This window comes from Undibacterium sp. FW305-107, from assembly GCF_058788535.1.
The window spans coordinates 459,792-476,949 of sequence record NZ_JBYTAV010000005.1 but is presented as its reverse complement, the minus strand read 5'-3'; the positions used below and the strand labels follow the sequence as shown (position 1 = coordinate 476,949).

Annotated in this window: 14 protein-coding genes; 10 read left to right on the top strand and 4 right to left on the bottom strand. The window is 48.1% G+C overall.

The window, feature by feature from the left end; genetic code table 11:
- Positions 1–10 precede the first annotated feature (10 nt).
- The 8 genes from AC3WQT_RS13885 to AC3WQT_RS13850 all read left to right on the top strand — a co-directional run bounded on the left by AC3WQT_RS13885 (position 11) and on the right by AC3WQT_RS13850 (position 11,245).
- Positions 11–784 carry a hypothetical protein gene (locus AC3WQT_RS13885; RefSeq protein WP_492704539.1) on the top strand — a complete coding sequence of 258 codons (774 nt, stop codon included), beginning with the start codon at positions 11–13 and terminating at the stop codon, positions 782–784.
- A 7-nt stretch (positions 785–791) separates the two neighbouring features.
- The gene (locus AC3WQT_RS13880) at positions 792–1,286 is read left to right on the top strand and encodes an aspartyl/asparaginyl beta-hydroxylase domain-containing protein (protein ID WP_492704538.1); all 495 of its coding nucleotides are present in this window, start codon (positions 792–794) and stop codon (positions 1,284–1,286) included.
- 2 nt (positions 1,287–1,288) lie between these two features.
- Entirely contained in the window at positions 1,289–3,526 is a 2,238-nt protein-coding gene (locus tag AC3WQT_RS13875; protein WP_492704537.1) for an ATP-binding protein, read from the top strand.
- 200 nt (positions 3,527–3,726) lie between these two features.
- Positions 3,727–4,614: a hypothetical protein gene (locus AC3WQT_RS13870; RefSeq protein ID WP_492704536.1), complete on the top strand. Its 888-nt coding sequence runs from the start codon at positions 3,727–3,729 to the stop codon at positions 4,612–4,614.
- 151 nt (positions 4,615–4,765) lie between these two features.
- On the top strand, positions 4,766–7,597 hold the full coding sequence (locus tag AC3WQT_RS13865; protein ID WP_492704535.1) for an eCIS core domain-containing protein: 2,832 nt from the start codon (positions 4,766–4,768) through the stop codon (positions 7,595–7,597).
- A 164-nt stretch (positions 7,598–7,761) separates the two neighbouring features.
- The gene (locus AC3WQT_RS13860) at positions 7,762–10,071 is read left to right on the top strand and encodes an eCIS core domain-containing protein (RefSeq protein WP_492704534.1); all 2,310 of its coding nucleotides are present in this window, start codon (positions 7,762–7,764) and stop codon (positions 10,069–10,071) included.
- Positions 10,072–10,426: 355 nt separating this feature from the next.
- Positions 10,427–10,894, top strand: a complete 468-nt coding sequence (gene dksA, locus AC3WQT_RS13855; RefSeq protein WP_492704577.1) for an RNA polymerase-binding protein DksA — start codon at positions 10,427–10,429, stop codon at positions 10,892–10,894.
- 87 nt (positions 10,895–10,981) lie between these two features.
- Entirely contained in the window at positions 10,982–11,245 is a 264-nt protein-coding gene (locus AC3WQT_RS13850) for a GlsB/YeaQ/YmgE family stress response membrane protein (RefSeq protein WP_492704533.1), read from the top strand.
- A 93-nt stretch (positions 11,246–11,338) separates the two neighbouring features.
- Here the strand turns inward: AC3WQT_RS13850 and AC3WQT_RS13845 are convergent, their stop codons facing one another.
- Positions 11,339–12,328: a lipase family protein gene (locus AC3WQT_RS13845; RefSeq protein ID WP_492704532.1), complete on the bottom strand. Its 990-nt coding sequence runs from the start codon at positions 12,326–12,328 to the stop codon at positions 11,339–11,341.
- 349 nt (positions 12,329–12,677) lie between these two features.
- Between AC3WQT_RS13845 and AC3WQT_RS13840 the strand changes: the two genes are divergently transcribed.
- The gene (locus tag AC3WQT_RS13840; protein WP_492704531.1) at positions 12,678–14,423 is read left to right on the top strand and encodes a patatin-like phospholipase family protein; all 1,746 of its coding nucleotides are present in this window, start codon (positions 12,678–12,680) and stop codon (positions 14,421–14,423) included.
- A 92-nt stretch (positions 14,424–14,515) separates the two neighbouring features.
- On the opposite strand, the gene AC3WQT_RS13835 is transcribed toward AC3WQT_RS13840, so the two are convergent.
- Together AC3WQT_RS13835 and AC3WQT_RS13830 are read right to left on the bottom strand one after the other, a co-directional pair.
- Positions 14,516–14,749 carry a hypothetical protein gene (locus AC3WQT_RS13835; protein ID WP_422639042.1) on the bottom strand — a complete coding sequence of 78 codons (234 nt, stop codon included), beginning with the start codon at positions 14,747–14,749 and terminating at the stop codon, positions 14,516–14,518.
- Positions 14,750–15,013: 264 nt separating this feature from the next.
- Positions 15,014–15,289: a hypothetical protein gene (locus AC3WQT_RS13830; RefSeq protein ID WP_492704530.1), complete on the bottom strand. Its 276-nt coding sequence runs from the start codon at positions 15,287–15,289 to the stop codon at positions 15,014–15,016.
- 323 nt (positions 15,290–15,612) lie between these two features.
- Here AC3WQT_RS13830 and AC3WQT_RS13825 point away from each other — a divergent pair, with 323 nt between their 5' ends.
- Complete coding sequence (locus tag AC3WQT_RS13825) at positions 15,613–15,903, top strand: helix-turn-helix domain-containing protein (protein ID WP_492704529.1); 291 nt, start codon at positions 15,613–15,615, stop codon at positions 15,901–15,903.
- A 199-nt stretch (positions 15,904–16,102) separates the two neighbouring features.
- Here AC3WQT_RS13825 and AC3WQT_RS13820 read toward each other — a convergent pair whose 3' ends face one another.
- Positions 16,103–17,158, bottom strand: coding sequence for an AraC family transcriptional regulator (locus AC3WQT_RS13820; protein WP_492704528.1), 1,056 nt, complete (start codon positions 17,156–17,158; stop codon positions 16,103–16,105).

Here is a 17,158-nt window from a genome sequence, read left to right as displayed (position 1 = left end):
AAGCCAGAACATGGACCTTGGTATTTCAGAAGATTTTATCCATCCGGTATTTGACGAAGAAACCTGCCGTCAGATTCTGGAGCGGGTGCTTGATATCGACGCGTTCTGGCTGCCTCGTCATGCCCAGCTGCCTTTGTTTACCCTTGGTGCCACCAATTACTATGATATTGCCGCTAACCCCGGGCGTCCTTACGAACGCCTGATGCAGCAGTTCAATCCATTTCTACTCGATCAGTTTGGAGATGTATATGATGCCGTGCTCACTGCCTTGCAGGCGCGCTTGAATCAACCGATTATCTTCTCGCCTGGTCTGGCCCTGCCAGGTTTTCATATACTCACTTCTAATCCCTTATTTGTGTATTCGGACTATTACGACATCATGCATGCACCGTGGTTCAAGCGTCGTGATGGGGCGGGTGTGCCTGGTAACCCGATTCATGTTGATACTGCCCACATGGCGGTTGGTTTACCTGATGTTGTCAATGGTCTCAAAGTGCCTACCTTGTCCTTTACTCTGCCAATAGCCATGCCAGCACATGGGGCCGGCATGAAGCTATGGTCGTACACGGAATCTGATATCGGAGATATGGACAATGAAGAAGCATTGAACTTGCTGAAACAGGCTGACAGCAGGTTTGTACCATATTCTCTGGGTGGTGCATTCGTGCACTCCGGCGTTACTTATCACCAGGCCAGGGGGTTTCCTTCTGGGGCTGGGCAGTATCGCATTACGCTGCAAGGACATGGTGCATGGCTTGATGGCCAGTGGCATCTGTTTTGGTGAGAAAAAAATGTTTTTTTCATCATCCCAATTTGCCTTTGTCCACGAGCTGGAGCAGCAGTGGCAAATGGTGCGTGATGAATGCATGGCCTTGCCTCTGAATGAGTTTGATCCCTGGCCAGAAAAAAGCTTTTGCAAGCAGGGTTGGGACGTATATGGTCTGGTATTGGCATCACGTTTTATTCTTGCAAATTGTGTTTTTTGCCCCGTTACTACAGGATTGTTAAGGCTTATTCCTGGCATAGTCAATGCAGGGTTTTCCCGGCTCGCTGCTGGTGCTGTCATTACTCCGCATGTCGGCTATTCAAGCGATGTCTTGCGGCTGCACCTGGGCTTGCTCGTGCAGGCGCCAAGTGGCATACGCGTGGGCCAGCAGGTACGGAACTGGATGCCGGGCAAATGCCTGATTTTTGACGACACCGTTGAACACGAAGCCTGGAACCGAAGTGACAGCGACCGTCTGGTATTGTTACTTGACTTCGTTAAACCCCAGGGACGGGTCTGACCATGGCACAAATTGAATCCTATCCTGACAATGCCGCCCTGTTGCAAGACTTGCATCGCATAGGCGAAGCCATGGTTGAACGTGCGTTGCTGGTGCGCCAGTTGCAATCTGAACCTGCTGCAGATACTGGCAGCCAAGCCAGCAACCCGTCTCCAAAGCCGGGCAAGCTCGACAGCTTGCTTTTGCAAGCGGTCAAGCAGCAGGCACCGCAACGCCAATTGCAAGCTGAGCTTGATACCATCAATGCCGAGTTCGACACGCTCTGGCAGAGCTACCGGCAGCGCAGCGGTGCAAGCCTGCAAAGCAATACATTCATTCCCTGGATACATGTTGTGCAACTGTTTCGTCCCTCCGAGTTTGAGCAACAGTTATTGCTGTTCGGTTTGTTGGTGGAAATGGAGCCACGCTATGCCGCCATATTACGTGCTCTGGATGCACTCACCGCAGGAAACGAACCAACAGATGGCGTCAAGCTGCGAGGTGCGTGGCAAGTGCTGGGTGGAGGCGTGTCCCAGCGCTTGCAATTGCAGCAAAGCCTGGCTCCGGATGCCTGCTTGCGTAACTGGGATTTGCTGGCCCTGAGTCCGGAAACCAACTTGGGCACGCTGGATGGCAGTTATCGCCTGCCAATGATCATCAGCGCCTATTTGTTGGGGCAAGCTGCTCCGCAACTGCGTCTGGAGCAAGTATTGCAGGCGTGTCCCGCCAACCGGCCCTTGTCAGAGCACCCGGTAGATCCGGCAGTATTGCAGCAGCTTTCGTTTCTTGTTGAGCGTTTTCAGACCGATACAAGTGCCGCCGATAGCTACATCCTGCAACTGCAAGGGCCAGACATACCACTGCTATGCAGTTTGGCAGGCGCAGTGTTTGGCCCGGTTGGCATGGCCTGCGTGCTGCTCGATGGCAGGCAAATTGCGCAGGTGTATGTGCAAATGCAAAAAAGTCGCCCGGCTCTGCTGCGTAGATTGCGTTTGTTACTGCGTGATGCTTTGCTATGCAACCGTGTGATCGTGCTGCAAAACTGCCAGTGGCTCAGTAGTGCCGAGAATAGTGAAGATTTGCTCGACGATGTCCTTAACCTGGCATTGGAAAGCCAAATGTTTTTAGTCGTCATCAATGGTCCGGCGCGAAGAATTCATGAGACGGCACATCGCTTTGCCGAACACAAGGTGGCGTCCATCTTGCTAAAAATTGCCATGCCCGACACGCGCTTGCGCCAGCAGATATGGCAAAGCGAAGCAGCAAGCCTGCAACTGGGGCAAGAAGTGATAGATCAACTGGTCAATAATTACCTGTTTACGGAAGAACAAATCCGGCTGGTGTTGCGTGAAGTGGCCAGCAGTCAAATGCTGGCACCCGATGCCAGTACCCTGGAATCGGTTCTGTTTGACACTTGCCGGGATCAAAGTAATCGTGAGCTGATGACGGTGGCACAAGAGGTAAAAACACCACACAAGATGGGCGATATCATCTTGCCCGACAGCACTCGTCAATGGCTGGGTGAAGTCTTGCAGTACGCACGGCAACGACACCAGGTGATTGAAACCTGGGGGTTTGACGCAAAAAACCAGAATAGCAAAAATCTGTGCGTGCTTTTCTACGGCCCCTCGGGCACAGGTAAAACCATGGCAGCCTCCATCATTGCCAATGAACTCAATCTGGGCTTGTACAAAATTGACCTGGCCAATGTCATCAGCAAATACATAGGCGAAACAGAAAAACAACTTGCGCAATTGTTCGACCAGGCTGAAGCGATGAATATTGTGCTGTTTTTCGATGAAGCCGAGAGCCTGTTTGGCAAACGCACCGAATCCAAGGATTCACACGATCGCTACGCCAACCTGCAAACCGGGTATCTGCTCCAGCGCATAGAGACCTATCCCGGCATCGTGATTTTATCGACCAATCTGCTGGCCAATATTGATCAGGCATTTACCCGTCGCTTCAAATTCATGATCGAATATCCGTTCCCCAGTACCGACCAGCGACTATTGCTGTGGCAGAACGCGTTTCCCAGAGCCACACCGCTGGCTAAGGATCTGGACTTCCCACTACTGGCCAACCGGGCTCCATTGAGCGGCGGTAACATCAACAATATCGCGATTAATGCAGCATTTTTGGCAGCAGCAGAAAAGCAAAGCGTGGCGCAAAAACATGTGTTGCAGGCGACCGAGCGTGAATATCATAAATTGGGCAAGGTGTTTTTGGCGCGTGAATTTGAATGGGGAGAGGATGAATAAATATGGTTGGAAATTATCGTCAAAACTCAGCCTGATTGTTTGGACTAATATTAAGCAAGCTAAATTAATTTCAATCCCGAGTTATCACTGACAGAATTTATTTACACAGCTTATCCGCTCAATCAGACACAGGGGGATACAACAAGGATGTAAATCAGCAATTTCCAATTTGACGTTTCGGCAATGTGAAGGGAAATCATATGCCAACCGTGTTTCAACCCAAAGCAAAACGAAATGGGCAAGCTCAACCGTCGACATCGGTTGGGCAGGCTTCCAGTACCGTGTATTCAGCAGGTACAAGCTTTGGAAATTATCATTACGCCAATAGCCCACTGCGCAGCAGTGCAGCTGTGGGGGACCCGTTAACCGCTGTTGCCGGGGTATGCCAACGTGTGCCAAGCCCCGAACAGGAGAGGGCTAGCCCGTCTGCGCCACCAGTGCAACTGACTGCAGCGCCGATCCAGTTTGGGCGAACCAAGAGACGCATAAAACGCATCAATTCCCGTGGCTTTAACAAGCGGCTGAAAAAAGAAATTGGTGGAACAAAAAGCGGTTATGACATCAGCCATAAAGTATCCGCAAATCTGTTTGGGATACTGTTCAAGCGTATCTCAAAAAATCCACGGAAATTGTCACGGACTTTTGCGAAGAAAATCGCCAGGATAATGGATAGGAATGCACTTGATGCCAAGGATGAAATTCTCTTCGACACGGGTGCCAGTTCATTGCTCAAGGTTGCGAAAACCAAGAAAATCACTGAAGACCAAAAAGACGAAATTGCTGAATTGTTTCGCCTGTTTGCCAATCGCAACCCTAAAAATCTGCGCAATAAACGAGCGGGTGAAAATCGATCGATTGGTGCTTACCCTCATTTCAATATTGAGGATGGCGAATTGTCGGATGACGGCGAGGAAATTCAAGATACCGTAAATCCTCAGCTGGACAGGTTTGGCGATGATGAATATTCCGATGACGAAGAGCAACGCGTGGTCCACGGATACCTGCAACTTCCAGATAATCTGGATGAAATACAGGAAACCGAAGATCAAGTGGACTATCGCAAGGTGGGTAATGCATTCATTGATTAGTTATAAAAGTATCTGAAGATGGTATTGCAAAGAGACGGGGTAAATTCAATTATTGAAACTTCCTGAAAGGTAGCGGACTTGGAAACATGCAATATGGCCCCCCAATCGAAATGAAATCGATGTTCGGCTGATTGAACTTGAAAGACCGTCCATGGAAATGAAGACACAGATGAAGCTGGCACGAAAGCCGGACGTTGAAACAAGAACAGCGTCCGGGGAGATCGCATTGCCGGAATCAGGGCAAAATTTGCCAGCATCGACTGCGTTTGGTGATTATTACTACGCCCCTAGCCCGATACAAAGGCGCGCAACTGCTAAGGCACAGGACAACCAGCCAGTTGCTCAGCGCCAAGTCGTCAAACCGAATAATACAGGCATGTCTGATCAACTCAAAACTGGCATAGAATCCCTGTCCGGCATGAATATGGATGGCGTGAAGGTTCATTACAACTCCTCGCGTCCTGCGCAACTCAGTGCGCTGGCGTTTGCACAAGGGCGTGACATTCATCTGGCACCGGGGCAAGAACAACATTTACCACATGAAGCCTGGCATGTGGTGCAACAAGCCCAGGGACGTGTACGTCCAACCATGCAAATGAAGGCAGGAATACCGGTCAACGATGACCATGGACTGGAAGACGAGGCAGACAGGATGGGGGCCAGGGCTGCGCAGTCTGGCCCTGCGCAATTGAGTGGCAATATCACGGGTACTTCCAGAAATATAGGTGAGGAAAATTCTCTGCCGATGGCAAGCATCAATGATCAAGTTCCGATACAAAGAAAAATAGATTTTTCGGGAGAGGCGCCTCTGCGTGCGGATTTTTATCAGGTTCATGAACGGGCTGGAGCATTGCACGACAAGGTCATGCGAGCGATAGAAGAAAATGCTACTGAATTAAAGGAGCTGTTTCCTGATTATGCAGAAGTAAAAGCAGAATTGGATAGAAATCTGGCATTTGCCAATAATCTCTGGGATTTGGTGAATAGCTCTATCGATTACGGTGAAATCAATCTGGATAATCCCCAGCACGTGGCCAGTTATTTCCAAAGCGCCAAAAAATTCCTCAATAAGAACTACCAGGCACAGCAGGGAAAAGATCAGCTAGAGTCCTCAAAGCTGGACAAAAAGAAAAAACCTTGGGAGTTGCATAAGGAATTTGAAGCGCAAAAAAATGAAACGTTAGATCCAGATAAAACATTTCAAGTCGCGTTGCTGGGGACTGGAGCCAGTATTGCCAACTACATCAATGTAAAAGGTCGCTCTTTGGACCCACGTAGTACCGTCATTATTGGTGAGATGCAGCCCTGGAATCCACTAGCACCCAAGAGCAGGGGAATCAGCTTTGTCAATCATCCTATGCACATGATTTCGCCAAAGCGCAGTCATACACAATTGCCCAAGAAATCAGATGGAACAGATGAAGTGTTTGAAGGGAATGCCTTAGAGCTGTCAAAGGATATTGCATACTTCCGCAGTCGTTTCAATGATCCGGTAAATGCGACGATCATCAAGGTAAGCAGATTGCCAAACAAATGGTATGAGATACAAAGTTCTGCTGGCACCTACTATGCACTCAAAGTGGTGTCAGGACTAGGTATAGGCCCACATAAATTCGATAATATTAATAAACACAAAGAAAAAATAAAATCTGAAAGGGATCAGAATACGGAAAAACGCCGGGTAATGGATCTTGATGAATTCCAGCGACAATTAAAAGATCCTCGATCAAACATCATGCAAGACCGTGCCAAGCGAGAATTGGAAGGGGGCATACTTTTAATTGGTGTTGCGGGGCCCAATGCAGGTGTAGACGCCGCTTATACTGCAAGTAATCTTGGCATGGGGGTAGACTGGGTAGTGACTGGCGGCCCTGCTATTGCTGAGGGGATGGGGAACAAAATCAAGCGCAAAGGTTTGGTGGATTTATATTTTGATTATTTAGATGGCTGGACTATTTCTGGCGATGACGTGGAGATGCATATTTCAGGAAAATGGAAGAACGCTGAGGATCGTGTAAAAGCAGGGCAAGTATTCGTTAGCAAAAATAAAGGTTGGTACGTTTCGGAAGCCAAGAATAAGTTGGTCGATTACCTGGTGATAGCCCAAGGACCGGACGTAGAAAAAGTATGGAATACTTTTGATCCCAGTGCCAGAAAGGATTTAGGCTTGCAATATGATACGAATGGCCGGTTTGGCACGTCAGGTGGTTCCAGTGTATGGAGCAATGATGTCAGGGTATCACTGAAGTATAGTAACTACAATATCTACGAGCATGGCATTGAGCAGCGAGTAAAAAAGGTGTTGAAATATAGTGATACGAAGACTCGGGATGAGTTAATGAAATCGGCATTGAGGATTTTGGGCGTCGAAGAGTTCGCACCAGTCACTTTATCAGTGGACACCGCAACAGGCCTGGCTGCCAGTGATAACTCACTGGAAATCATAGGTGGCTCGGTCATCCGCTTACTTGATTATATTGATGGTCTGGTGAAGGAAAGAGATGGAAAAAGAGAAGATTATTGGAAAGATAAAGCAGATAAAAGTAAGCTGATCAATAGAATAGTTGAGTTGAATAATACTATTCCAGACAAGCTGGATCAGCCTGGTAATGCACAAAAAATGCGGCAACTTGTCAAAACCTTGTCTGCACCTACTATTTTGAATAATGACCAGCTTACACCTTTGCGTAGCCAGATAGAAGCGCTGGCTGATTATGTACCTGGTTACGTAGGTATGGAAGAATCGAATTTTGTCACTGATGACCAGACTATGATTGCCATACAGATTGTTGATCGCTACGGGAATATCCCACCTACGCTAGCCAATTGGGTAACCCAGAAAATCATGGAAGACAGGCAGTTGAATCATGTGGAACCTGGTACGAGCAAAGGTTCGCGGGCATTTGTCAACAAATGGAAGAGTAAGCTCAATAAATTAAATGAACTTTTTTCTATCGAGACGATTGAACAAATCGCTAAGTAATTCGAACAATAATTCAAATAACCGATATTAGCCCGACCCAAGGGCAACACTGGTTAATGTGCATGACAATCTTGAGCTCGCCTGGGTATTGATTTGCTGGATTTTTCACGAGAGTTTGAGTGGTTTTTATGCACAAACCTCGTGAAGACAAGTGGAGGTTTGCCATGCAAACAAAAATACTGACTAAGGAAAAGCGAGAAACAGTACTGCAACGACAGTCAGAAAATGTTAGTTTGCGCCAGCAAGATCTGCCACCGGGAGAAACCTTTGGCGACTACAGCTATACACGTAGCCTGCTTGCGCAGGGTAATTCAGATTCCATGCCCATGGCACGGCCAGTTGTCCAACGTCAAATGCCTGCTACCAATGACACGGGTTTACCCGATCAACTCAAAGCTGGTATCGAAACCCTTTCTGGTATAAGTATGGATGGAGTCAAAGTACATTACAACTCGTCCAAACCTGCACAATTGAGCGCATTGGCCTACGCACAAGGACGCAATATTTATTTGGGACCAGGGCAGAACCATCAATTGCCGCATGAAGCATGGCATCTGGTACAGCAGCGACAACAGCGGGTTGAGCCTACGATGCGTCAAGCCGGTTTAGCGATCAACGATGATCCTCATCTTGAGCAAGAAGCAGACCGCATGGGCGCGCAAGCTGCAACCATGAATATGCACACTTTACCTGATCACTTCACTGGCGACCAAGTCAAGCCACAAGGCAGCGCTGTGACGCAGCAGGTGGCACAACGTGCGATTTCAGTCAATGTGCATAACAAGATGGATGATTACGTGGTTCGCATCAATAACTTTATGCAGGCATTAAGTGATGCGGTGGAAAAAGCAAGGCTGTATATTTTGAACGTCCCGGAATTGGGTGCCTACAATGTGGATGGGCATACGCAACACTGGGTCGATACCTGGAATGACTACAAAAAATATGGTGACGCCAATCTGATTAATGCAGCTTTTGGTTATGCCGTCGAAACTATCGCCACCCAAATTTATCTGCCCAACGCCCCGGCGGGTTTACAAGTGATTACACAGGTGCCTCGTGGCGGTACGCGTCCTGATCTGATTTTGGCTAGTGAAGACACGCATGAGGACGTTGCCTGGCTTGACATTACGTCCGATTCACCGCAGTCGGTTCGTCATATCATTAACGACAAAGTGTCCTGGGAGCTTCAGGATCACTATGGCGAGGTGACTTATCCTGCATTGTCCAAGGTCGATTTGACTAATATGTTGACGGCTCCCGGTGTTTTTGACGATAAGATGGACAAAGGCGAATTCTGGGCCAAGCGCAAATTTGCCATGTATGTTCAAGGTATCCGTGAGCAAGCATGGAAAGAACTGGGGGCAAAAAAATTCAATAATCCGAAACAAACCAGAGGCGATGAAATCGTTCGTTACCCAGCTAACAGGGAGGATGTCAAAGAAAGACTGGCAAAGTATTTTAATACACCATTTGACGACCGCATGGCCGCCAGTATTTTGTATGCCATGGGCGTTGGTCGCAGCAAATTTGGGCTCAGTGATTCGGTCAGCATGAATTATGGCCAGTCCTTGCTTTTGAATCATGATCCCAACTTGCCCGTCATCCCGATGCCGCGCTTTGGGGTGCCAAGACCAATGCCTTTGCAGAAAGAGGAGCGTGAGTTTTTTGCATCGCCGCTATCGTATGGATCAGGAATGACTCAGGAATTGACTTTGCCTGCTACTAGCACTAGCAAAAACAATGCTATTGTCACTTTGCTTGGCTCTGGTTCTGACTTCAGCGGGACTTTTGGGCAAAGCAGCAGTTTTTCAGGTTTTGGCGGTCTTTTCGGATCAGGTAACAGTGGTTTTACTGGTTTTTCCAATTTCGGCAGTGGATCCTTCTCCCCTTTCAGTTTTGGGAATAGCACAATGCCCAACCTGCCGGGTTTCGGTAGTGGTGGATTTGGGGGATTCACCGGATATTCTGGTTTCGGTAGTCAGTCCGATTCAGGTATGAATTCGATGAGTGCCCTGTCCGGTGGCAAAGCCAGCAACAAACGATTATCAATTAGCGAGATATTAGCCAAGAGCTTTATTGGACGTGAAATGACGCCTGAGCAGTTGTTGAACGTTGAGAAAATGATTGGCAAGCTGGCAAAGTCAAGAGTGGGGCAACTGAAACTGGTCAGGGTCATTTTACGTAGCCGAAATGGTGATTTTTTCGAGGTTAAATCCAATTTGCTCAACCAGTCCAGAAAAATCATGCACTTCTCGCGCGAAGGCAAACGTTCGACCATGAAGCGGCGTGGTTTGGGTGGTATGCAGCCACCCGGCATGTCGACTTCTCTCTCTACCCAGCCCTCTCTGGAAATCAGATCAGCCAATCTACCAGCATTCGATTTTTCTCAATCATATCGTCTGATGGCAATCCAGCTGGATTATGGCGAAGATAATTCCGAAGCTATTAGCTCGACAGAAAATTGGGATTAACTGGGATTAACACTAAGGGTGTGTAATTAAGCGAATCTCCCAAGCTAAGGCCCTACGTCGTCCACATTGGGCTTTGTCTGGTGTTCTGACAATGTCTTCGCTAATATCCTCTGGTGAGTCTTTAAGCTGGCCATTCATTAAGCTTGATGTAGGAATTCACTGACAGGTTTTGTGGCCTTGGTCTTGTAGATGTCGTGAAAATTGATTGGTATCTTGCCATACGTTTTAAATATTTCTTAAGCAGGCAACCCAAACCAGGTCATCGGATTTACCGGATTCTTGCATAGTCTTATGGGAAATATTTGATTGCACGATGAACCAATAAACTTGAATCAGGAGTTTTATCATGACTACCATGCAAACCAATTCAGTATCAAAAAAACCGGCAAGCAGATCAAAGAGTGCGTCTCCTAAACCAAAATTGACGGAAGAGAAAATCCTGCACATGGGGGAGATGGAGTACATGAACGATGCACAGCTGGCATTTTTTAAGTCACGTCTGCAGGAAATTGAATTGACCCTGATTCAGAATGCCAATGAAACCACCATGCATCTTCAGGAAAACGACATCATCGCAGACCTTGCTGATCGCGCCACGATAGAGGAAGAGCATGCGCTGGAATTGCGTGCGCGGGACCGTGAAAGCAAGCTGCTGAGGAAAGTGCGTGCTGCTATCATACGTATAGATGAGGGAGATTATGGCTGGTGTGAAGATTCAGGCGAACCCATAGGCATTGAACGCCTGCTGGCACGCCCTACGGCTACGCTGTCGCTGGAAGCGCAGCAGCGTCATGAGCAAAGGCAAAAATTATTTGGGCACTGATTTGGTCATTATTAGAGCCGCGTAAGGGCACTGTTATTGGACTGGGTAATATTCTCATGTGTTATCCAGAATGGGCAGGGAGGATATATGGGCTTGATTTTTTGGGTTTTCGTCGGTGGCATTGTCGGATGGATTATTTTGACTACCTCGACTGGTGATCATCAGAATATTTACCTGAATGTTCTTGTCGGTATTGCTGGCGGCTTGATTATCGGATGCCTCATGCCATCTTATTTAAGTACGGAAGCATCTGCGGATACTGGTTTTGATTTCCAGGCACTAGGCAGCCTGATCGTTGGCGCATTGGCCATATTGAGCATTGCCACTTTGTTTGCCCAACGCGATTCATGACAGCTGGTATTTCAGCAAACACAAACAAGCCCATGATGATCAAGGGCTTGTCTGTGTTTGGCGCTTGGGCCAGCCTGGGCGGTTTGTCTGTATCTAAGTGGGCGCACATGTAACTGGCGGCAGCCCAAAGAATGACAGGTAAGTGCTTTGCACATGTTGTGAGGCGACCTGATCGAACCACTGGTCTATCAACGGTTTGCTGGTATCGACAGAGTTGATGGTTTTCGACGTATTCAGCGCAACGCTACCGCTGGATTGATTTGTCTGGGCGTAGAGGGAACCGTTGCTGCCCTCAGATACATCGATAGAATCAGCAATCAGACCAATCGCGTCCTTGAGTGTGACGGTGAGTTTCTTGTAAGTGGTTTCTATGCTGCTGGCTTCGGGTGCCGGGGCGGAGTAGAGCAGTTCTGCCGAACGCAGTGAATCAGATGCCATAGGCACGACGTCGATCTCATTATAGTAACGCCATGAATTGGGGAAGCTCTTGTCATAGGCTGCCGCAAAGGCGGCGTTGCCAGCTGTGGGGGCGGCGAAGGTCAGCACAGGGAATAATGTCGGGGGAGCGATCTTGTCTTGTTGGAGCTGATACAGCAGCCATGGCGCAAATACTGTGGCGAGGTTGCCACCCAGGCTATGTCCGACAACGCCAATAGAGATATTGCTGCCTATGGCATTCGCCGTCAGGTACTGATAAATGGTTTGGCCAGATGCATTGACGAGTTGGGTCAGGTCTGTCAATCCATCAGAGGAGCCCTGCGACACCATGGGTTGCGCATTGCTGGCAGGATAAGCCCAGGCCGTCTGTTTGTAGACATTGAGATCCTGGATGAACCAGTTATCAAAAGCTTGCCAGCTAAAGTTCAGCAGTGATCCACGTATGGCTACTATGTATTGTGAACTACCGTTGTAGGCGATGAAGGCGATATTGCCATTGATATCGGTAGTGGCTGTCCAGACCGCTGTCCAGCCATTGTCCAGATTATTGAGGGTCGTGGTCGGATCTGTGCAGTAGGCAGTTGCTGCCAGCGTCATTGCCAGGCCCGGATTTGGGTCAGATGTATTGCCTATCGCTGTCGTCATGGTGTTCTCCTGATGAAAGTGTGTACTATGGCTTCAATTGTGTTGGGCATTGCGGACGCTACTTGCTGCTTGTATCAGATTCAAATTCTAATTTGGCAATTTAATCGACAATGATTCATAAGACAAGTCGATTTTCATGGTCATGCCTTATCTTTGTTGTGGCATCGCTTGCCTGATAGGTGAGGCGGGGTAACTGCGCGTGGAATAGCCTGGCTTGCAGCGACTCTGTGAGATATTGAGGAACCTATGCAATAATTGATAGTCTATTAAGTTTGCGCCTGAATTTTCTGTAGTATTTTTTTGTATTGGCCAGGGAATTCAAGGTTTCAAGTGATTCATGGAGTATTAATTGTTGAATATTTCCCCGATAAAAAATGCCATTGTTGGCTCTTCAATCTGGGCGACGATGCTTTTATCAGGCTGTGCCTCTTTGCATCTGGATGAAAGAAATCCTCATATAAACGTCAAGGCTACTGGTGGGGACACCAGTGTTCCACGGGCACATTACGCTTCCAAACTTGGTTGCACAACGGCAGCTGCAACTGAAAATGATCCGTGCCCCCACCCCATGTTTGTGGGCGTAGCAATTTCTGGCGGGGGATTGCGTGCAGCAAATTTTGGTTTGGGAGTGGTAGCACAGTTGCGTAATTTTGGTTTGTTTGATGAGGTCACCGCACTGTCTTCCGTGTCCGGCGGCTCGCTTGCTGCTGCGGCGATCAGCTTGAAACCTTTAAATAGTGAGGCGGATTTTGATCTGATGTCGGCCCAGTTGCGCAGGGATTATTTGTCTTCATGGGTATATCGCTCAGCCAATCCTATTAATTTCGTACCTACCCTGACCTCCGGAAAAAACGCCACCAGAATACTGGCAGATGTGTTTGATGCCGGGATTTACAAAGGTGCGGTGTATGGCGATTTGGGGGAGCGCAAGCCGGGCAAGCCATCGCTGTATATCAATAGCTCTCATGCACACCGTTTTGTCGGGGCAGATACGCTGACAACCCGCGGGCTTAATTCTTCAGAAGCAAGTCTGCAGGGTTTTACCTTCACTGATGCGGCGTTTAAAGAAATTGGTTCTGATTTAAATCAATTACGCGTTGCCGACGCGGTGGCAGCGTCTGCTGCTTATCCTGGTTTATTCGTGCCTCTGGCACTAAAGAACTTCAATGCTGACATCGATATCTATCATCAACCCAGCCCCAAGTTCTTGCATTTATATGATGCCGGGTCGTCTGATAACCTGGGTGTTGATGCCCTGATCCGCGCATATTCAGAAATTCTGGTTGGTACTCAGGACTTGTCCTGCTTGCTTATTCTGGTGGATGCGCATGTCAACGACAGGGGGGATTTGAGTGGTTCCTTGGCCGATACCAGAAGCAGCATGATTGACTATGTTATTAGTCCTTCCATCTATCGCGCATTTGATTCATTACTGGAACAGCGGCGGGAATGGCAACTGGATATGCTGGGAGTGCCATTGGCATCTGACCAGTCTTACAGGTTCAATCCTAATGTCAACATCCCTTTGAAGAATTATGCGTTTTCTGGGGCAGGGACTTCGTCTGCACGAGGGCGTCATTTTGCTCCCGACGAATTTCCCGGGATGACCGTTGGCAGGTCTATTAATCATGCAAACTGTGCAGTCTGGCATATAGGTCTGGATCGCTTGCTTGAGCTCACCAAAAAAGGCAATCCGCGCAAACGCAATGCGTTTTTTCAACAAGCTGCTGCAGACGAGTACAGGGATGAATCCCATCGCGATAACCAGCTCATCAAGCTGGACAGGTTTGTTAATTCCATACAAACAAACTACAAGCTTGCTTTGAATGGACCCGGGCGTTGCGATGAAGTACCTATTCAAAATTCCCTGTTTGAAGCGGCGCGGGTGTTGATGACGACTGATACTGATTCAAGTACCAAGCTGGTGACATGGCTGAAAGAAAATCATCGTGAGGGACTGTCGCAAAATATCAGTAATTTGCTGACATCAAAAACTGTGCTGGAGCAGAGGGACGCGGTTCAGGTACCACGTTATTCTGTGCAAGAGCCGAATTCTTCACATCCTTTGGCATCTTGGATCAATTGCAGTAAGTAATTCATCAGCATGCAAGTAAAAAGACCTGAGCTAGCCCAGGTCTTTGCATAATGCATTTGTCATAGAGATGTTGGTGTTGATATGTTTCAGTATCATGCCGCGATCTTGTGTTCAGCCCAGTGATAATCTATAGCCGCGCTTGGTACGCCGACAGAATTGGTATTTTCTGACGACATGCTGATGTGGCGTATATATTCTCCTGCAGCCTGCCTTTGTCTCAGATTGTCAGCGAATTTGAGGGCGGCAATCATGTCGCCGGTATCAAATTCCCTGCAGTGAGACATTTTAATTTGCTTGTGGATTTCTATCCAGAATACAGCAAACATGTTTACCTCCCTTCCTTAGAAATAAAAATAGCTAGGGGAGTTCCCCTTGGCTTTTGCGCGTCTTTGCATTGGATGCGCTTGATAAAATTAAGCTTGTGTACTGACTTACTGGTGTTTCCGTGACCTTGTTACCGGCCACGACCGCTTGCGCGGGTTTTACTGCTGGGTCTGTGTTTTTTATAAAAACAGCAGATGATTAAACAAAAAGCCCGGAGCTTTTCAGGGCATCCGGGCTTTTCAGCTTGAGGTGGGGAGGAGCTATTCTTAATTTGCTCCTGCTACCTGAAGGGCTGGCCTTCGGATGCGGTATTTCGGGTTAGGATTAAACTGCTCGTTACGGGTATTCACATGCTTGGCGACTGTGCGAATAATGCTATCGCTATCACTGCGTTTGGATATCGTGCGAGATACTGTTGTCAGATGTGTTAGCGTATCACGATAGCCCGGTCCCGCCACTGCCTTGGCCGACAATGCTGACAGCAAGCCCTGTGCTGTTAAGCACATATCTTGTTGCAGTTGTGGGAGCCAGGTAGTTTTCACGTATCGTCCTAAAAAATGTATAAAAGTCTTGCCAAAATCGATGAATTGATCTTGCCACAGCTTTTGAAAAAAATCCAGCATGGCGTGGAGAAAATTGAATGTTTCATGTTGTTTTTATGCGGCGACCGCAAAAATTGCTTATATCCTGTATCATCGCAGCCGTTACTTGATGTTCATTCATTAGGCCTTACGCAAAACTGCCCCAGCTGCGTTGCAGCTCCTAGCCGTACTAAAGTACTGTCTTCGTCGCTACGCCTTGCTGGGACAATTTTGCGTAAGTCCTATTCATCTCCAATACAAACCCAGTAATATTAATTACTCCCATGTCCGGACATAAAATAAAAGCCGAGCTCAGAATTCGTGAGTTGATGGTTGAAAACAAGATTCGTTCGGTTTCTGCCTTGCACCGCCTGCTGATCGCCAGGCGGGTGACAGTCTCGCATTCTCAATTATTACGCATCGTCGATAACAAGGCAGAACACTGGAAGGTTGAATTTATTGAAGCCTTTGCCGAATTGTTTAATTGTTCTGTGCAAGACTTGTTTCGTTTTGAAAATGTGCCAGTCACTGAAGTTGCAACTGAAGCCGAAATTGATGCACCTGCTACGGAATGACAGCTAGATTGCAGGTTTGATGTAGCTCAAATTGCAGTTCATGCAGCCGTCATAATTTTGAGTTATAGTATGTCTAGCTGCTGTACATACAACCGATATGTATGACGGTAGTGAGGTGTGCTTGGTTCGCATTTAAGCGGACAAGCCACCGTCCAGAATTCATAAAATGCGGGAGCTGTGTAGACAGCTTCCGCATTTTTTATTTGCGAGGCAAGTTCTTTTCCCGATATGCGCCCGGGCTTATGCCTGTCCATTCCTTGAAGGCATGATTAAAAGCACTTTGTTCCTGATAGCCAAGCAAGAAGGCGATGTCCGCCAGACTGAAACCTGTCTTCTGCAAGTAATCGATGGCAGTGTCTTTTCTGGTTTGATCCAGAATTTGCTGAAAACTGATACCCGCTTCGCTCAATTTACGCTGCAGGGTGCGTTGGCTCAGTAATAATTCTTGTGCGATCAGGGGCAATCTGGCCTGGTCTTGCGCCAAATTATTGCTGATAGCTGCCCTGACCTGGGCAACGATACCGCCATCTTGCCGGGCTTGCTGCTTTTGCCTGAGTAGTTGTTCGGCATGGTGTTGCAAGACCGGGTACATGCTGACATCGGCATTGGGCACAGGCCAACTCAGCAAGGCGGTCGGGAAGCGGGCGCAGTTGATAGCTGCTTCAAAATGTACTTCAGCACCAAACAAGCGATGATGCTCACTCAAATCATCTGGGGCGGCATGCCTGAAATAAACCGGGGCATCTGGCAGGATGGTGCCAGCAAACCAGTTGCCAAATACGCGTATGCCAGCGAATACACTTTCTACCAGATGTCTGTTGGCTTGCGGATAGTGGCTGTGCCACTGGTATTCAGTCATCGCATTATCAATGACCAGGGCTGAGCGGCCCAGGTCATGCGCCAGGCCCTCATAGCGCATGGTTTGCTGGAAAGCCTGTTCAAAGTCTTTGCAACTCATGAGTATCATGCCATAGACATTGTAGGTGCCGAGTTTGACTCTCTCACCTACATGCAGGCCAAAGTGTGGGTCTTTGCTCAGTTCTGCACCGGCATCAAGCAAACACACGTAGTCTGCAGCCGCTATGCTTTCTTGCAGCGTGCTCAGCGCATCTTCGGTCATACCTGCCATAGTCGCCAGATGACGCAAATTCAAACCACGTTCATTCGCCAGTTCAAGCAAGGGTTGCAGATATGCTGCGGCTACCCGTCCAAGCTTATGGCTGCCAGCGATTGAACCTGTGTGTGAATTTGGCAT

What these genes read in the sequence shown, in the direction of transcription:
- AC3WQT_RS13880 (WP_492704538.1), top strand. Translation starts at nt 792, where the DNA reads ATGTTTTTTTCATCATCCCAATTTGCCTTTGTCCACGAGCTGGAGCAG.
- AC3WQT_RS13845 (WP_492704532.1), bottom strand. Translation starts at nt 12,328, where the DNA reads ATGACGACAGCGATAGGCAATACATCTGACCCAAATCCGGGCCTGGCA.
- AC3WQT_RS13850 (WP_492704533.1), top strand. Translation starts at nt 10,982, where the DNA reads ATGGGCTTGATTTTTTGGGTTTTCGTCGGTGGCATTGTCGGATGGATT.
- AC3WQT_RS13820 (WP_492704528.1), bottom strand. Translation starts at nt 17,158, where the DNA reads ATGCCAAATTCACACACAGGTTCAATCGCTGGCAGCCATAAGCTTGGA.
- AC3WQT_RS13865 (WP_492704535.1), top strand. Translation starts at nt 4,766, where the DNA reads ATGGAAATGAAGACACAGATGAAGCTGGCACGAAAGCCGGACGTTGAA.
- AC3WQT_RS13870 (WP_492704536.1), top strand. Translation starts at nt 3,727, where the DNA reads ATGCCAACCGTGTTTCAACCCAAAGCAAAACGAAATGGGCAAGCTCAA.
- AC3WQT_RS13835 (WP_422639042.1), bottom strand. Translation starts at nt 14,749, where the DNA reads ATGTTTGCTGTATTCTGGATAGAAATCCACAAGCAAATTAAAATGTCT.
- AC3WQT_RS13860 (WP_492704534.1), top strand. Translation starts at nt 7,762, where the DNA reads ATGCAAACAAAAATACTGACTAAGGAAAAGCGAGAAACAGTACTGCAA.
- AC3WQT_RS13885 (WP_492704539.1), top strand. Translation starts at nt 11, where the DNA reads ATGGACCTTGGTATTTCAGAAGATTTTATCCATCCGGTATTTGACGAA.
- AC3WQT_RS13875 (WP_492704537.1), top strand. Translation starts at nt 1,289, where the DNA reads ATGGCACAAATTGAATCCTATCCTGACAATGCCGCCCTGTTGCAAGAC.
- dksA (WP_492704577.1), top strand. Translation starts at nt 10,427, where the DNA reads ATGCAAACCAATTCAGTATCAAAAAAACCGGCAAGCAGATCAAAGAGT.
- AC3WQT_RS13825 (WP_492704529.1), top strand. Translation starts at nt 15,613, where the DNA reads ATGTCCGGACATAAAATAAAAGCCGAGCTCAGAATTCGTGAGTTGATG.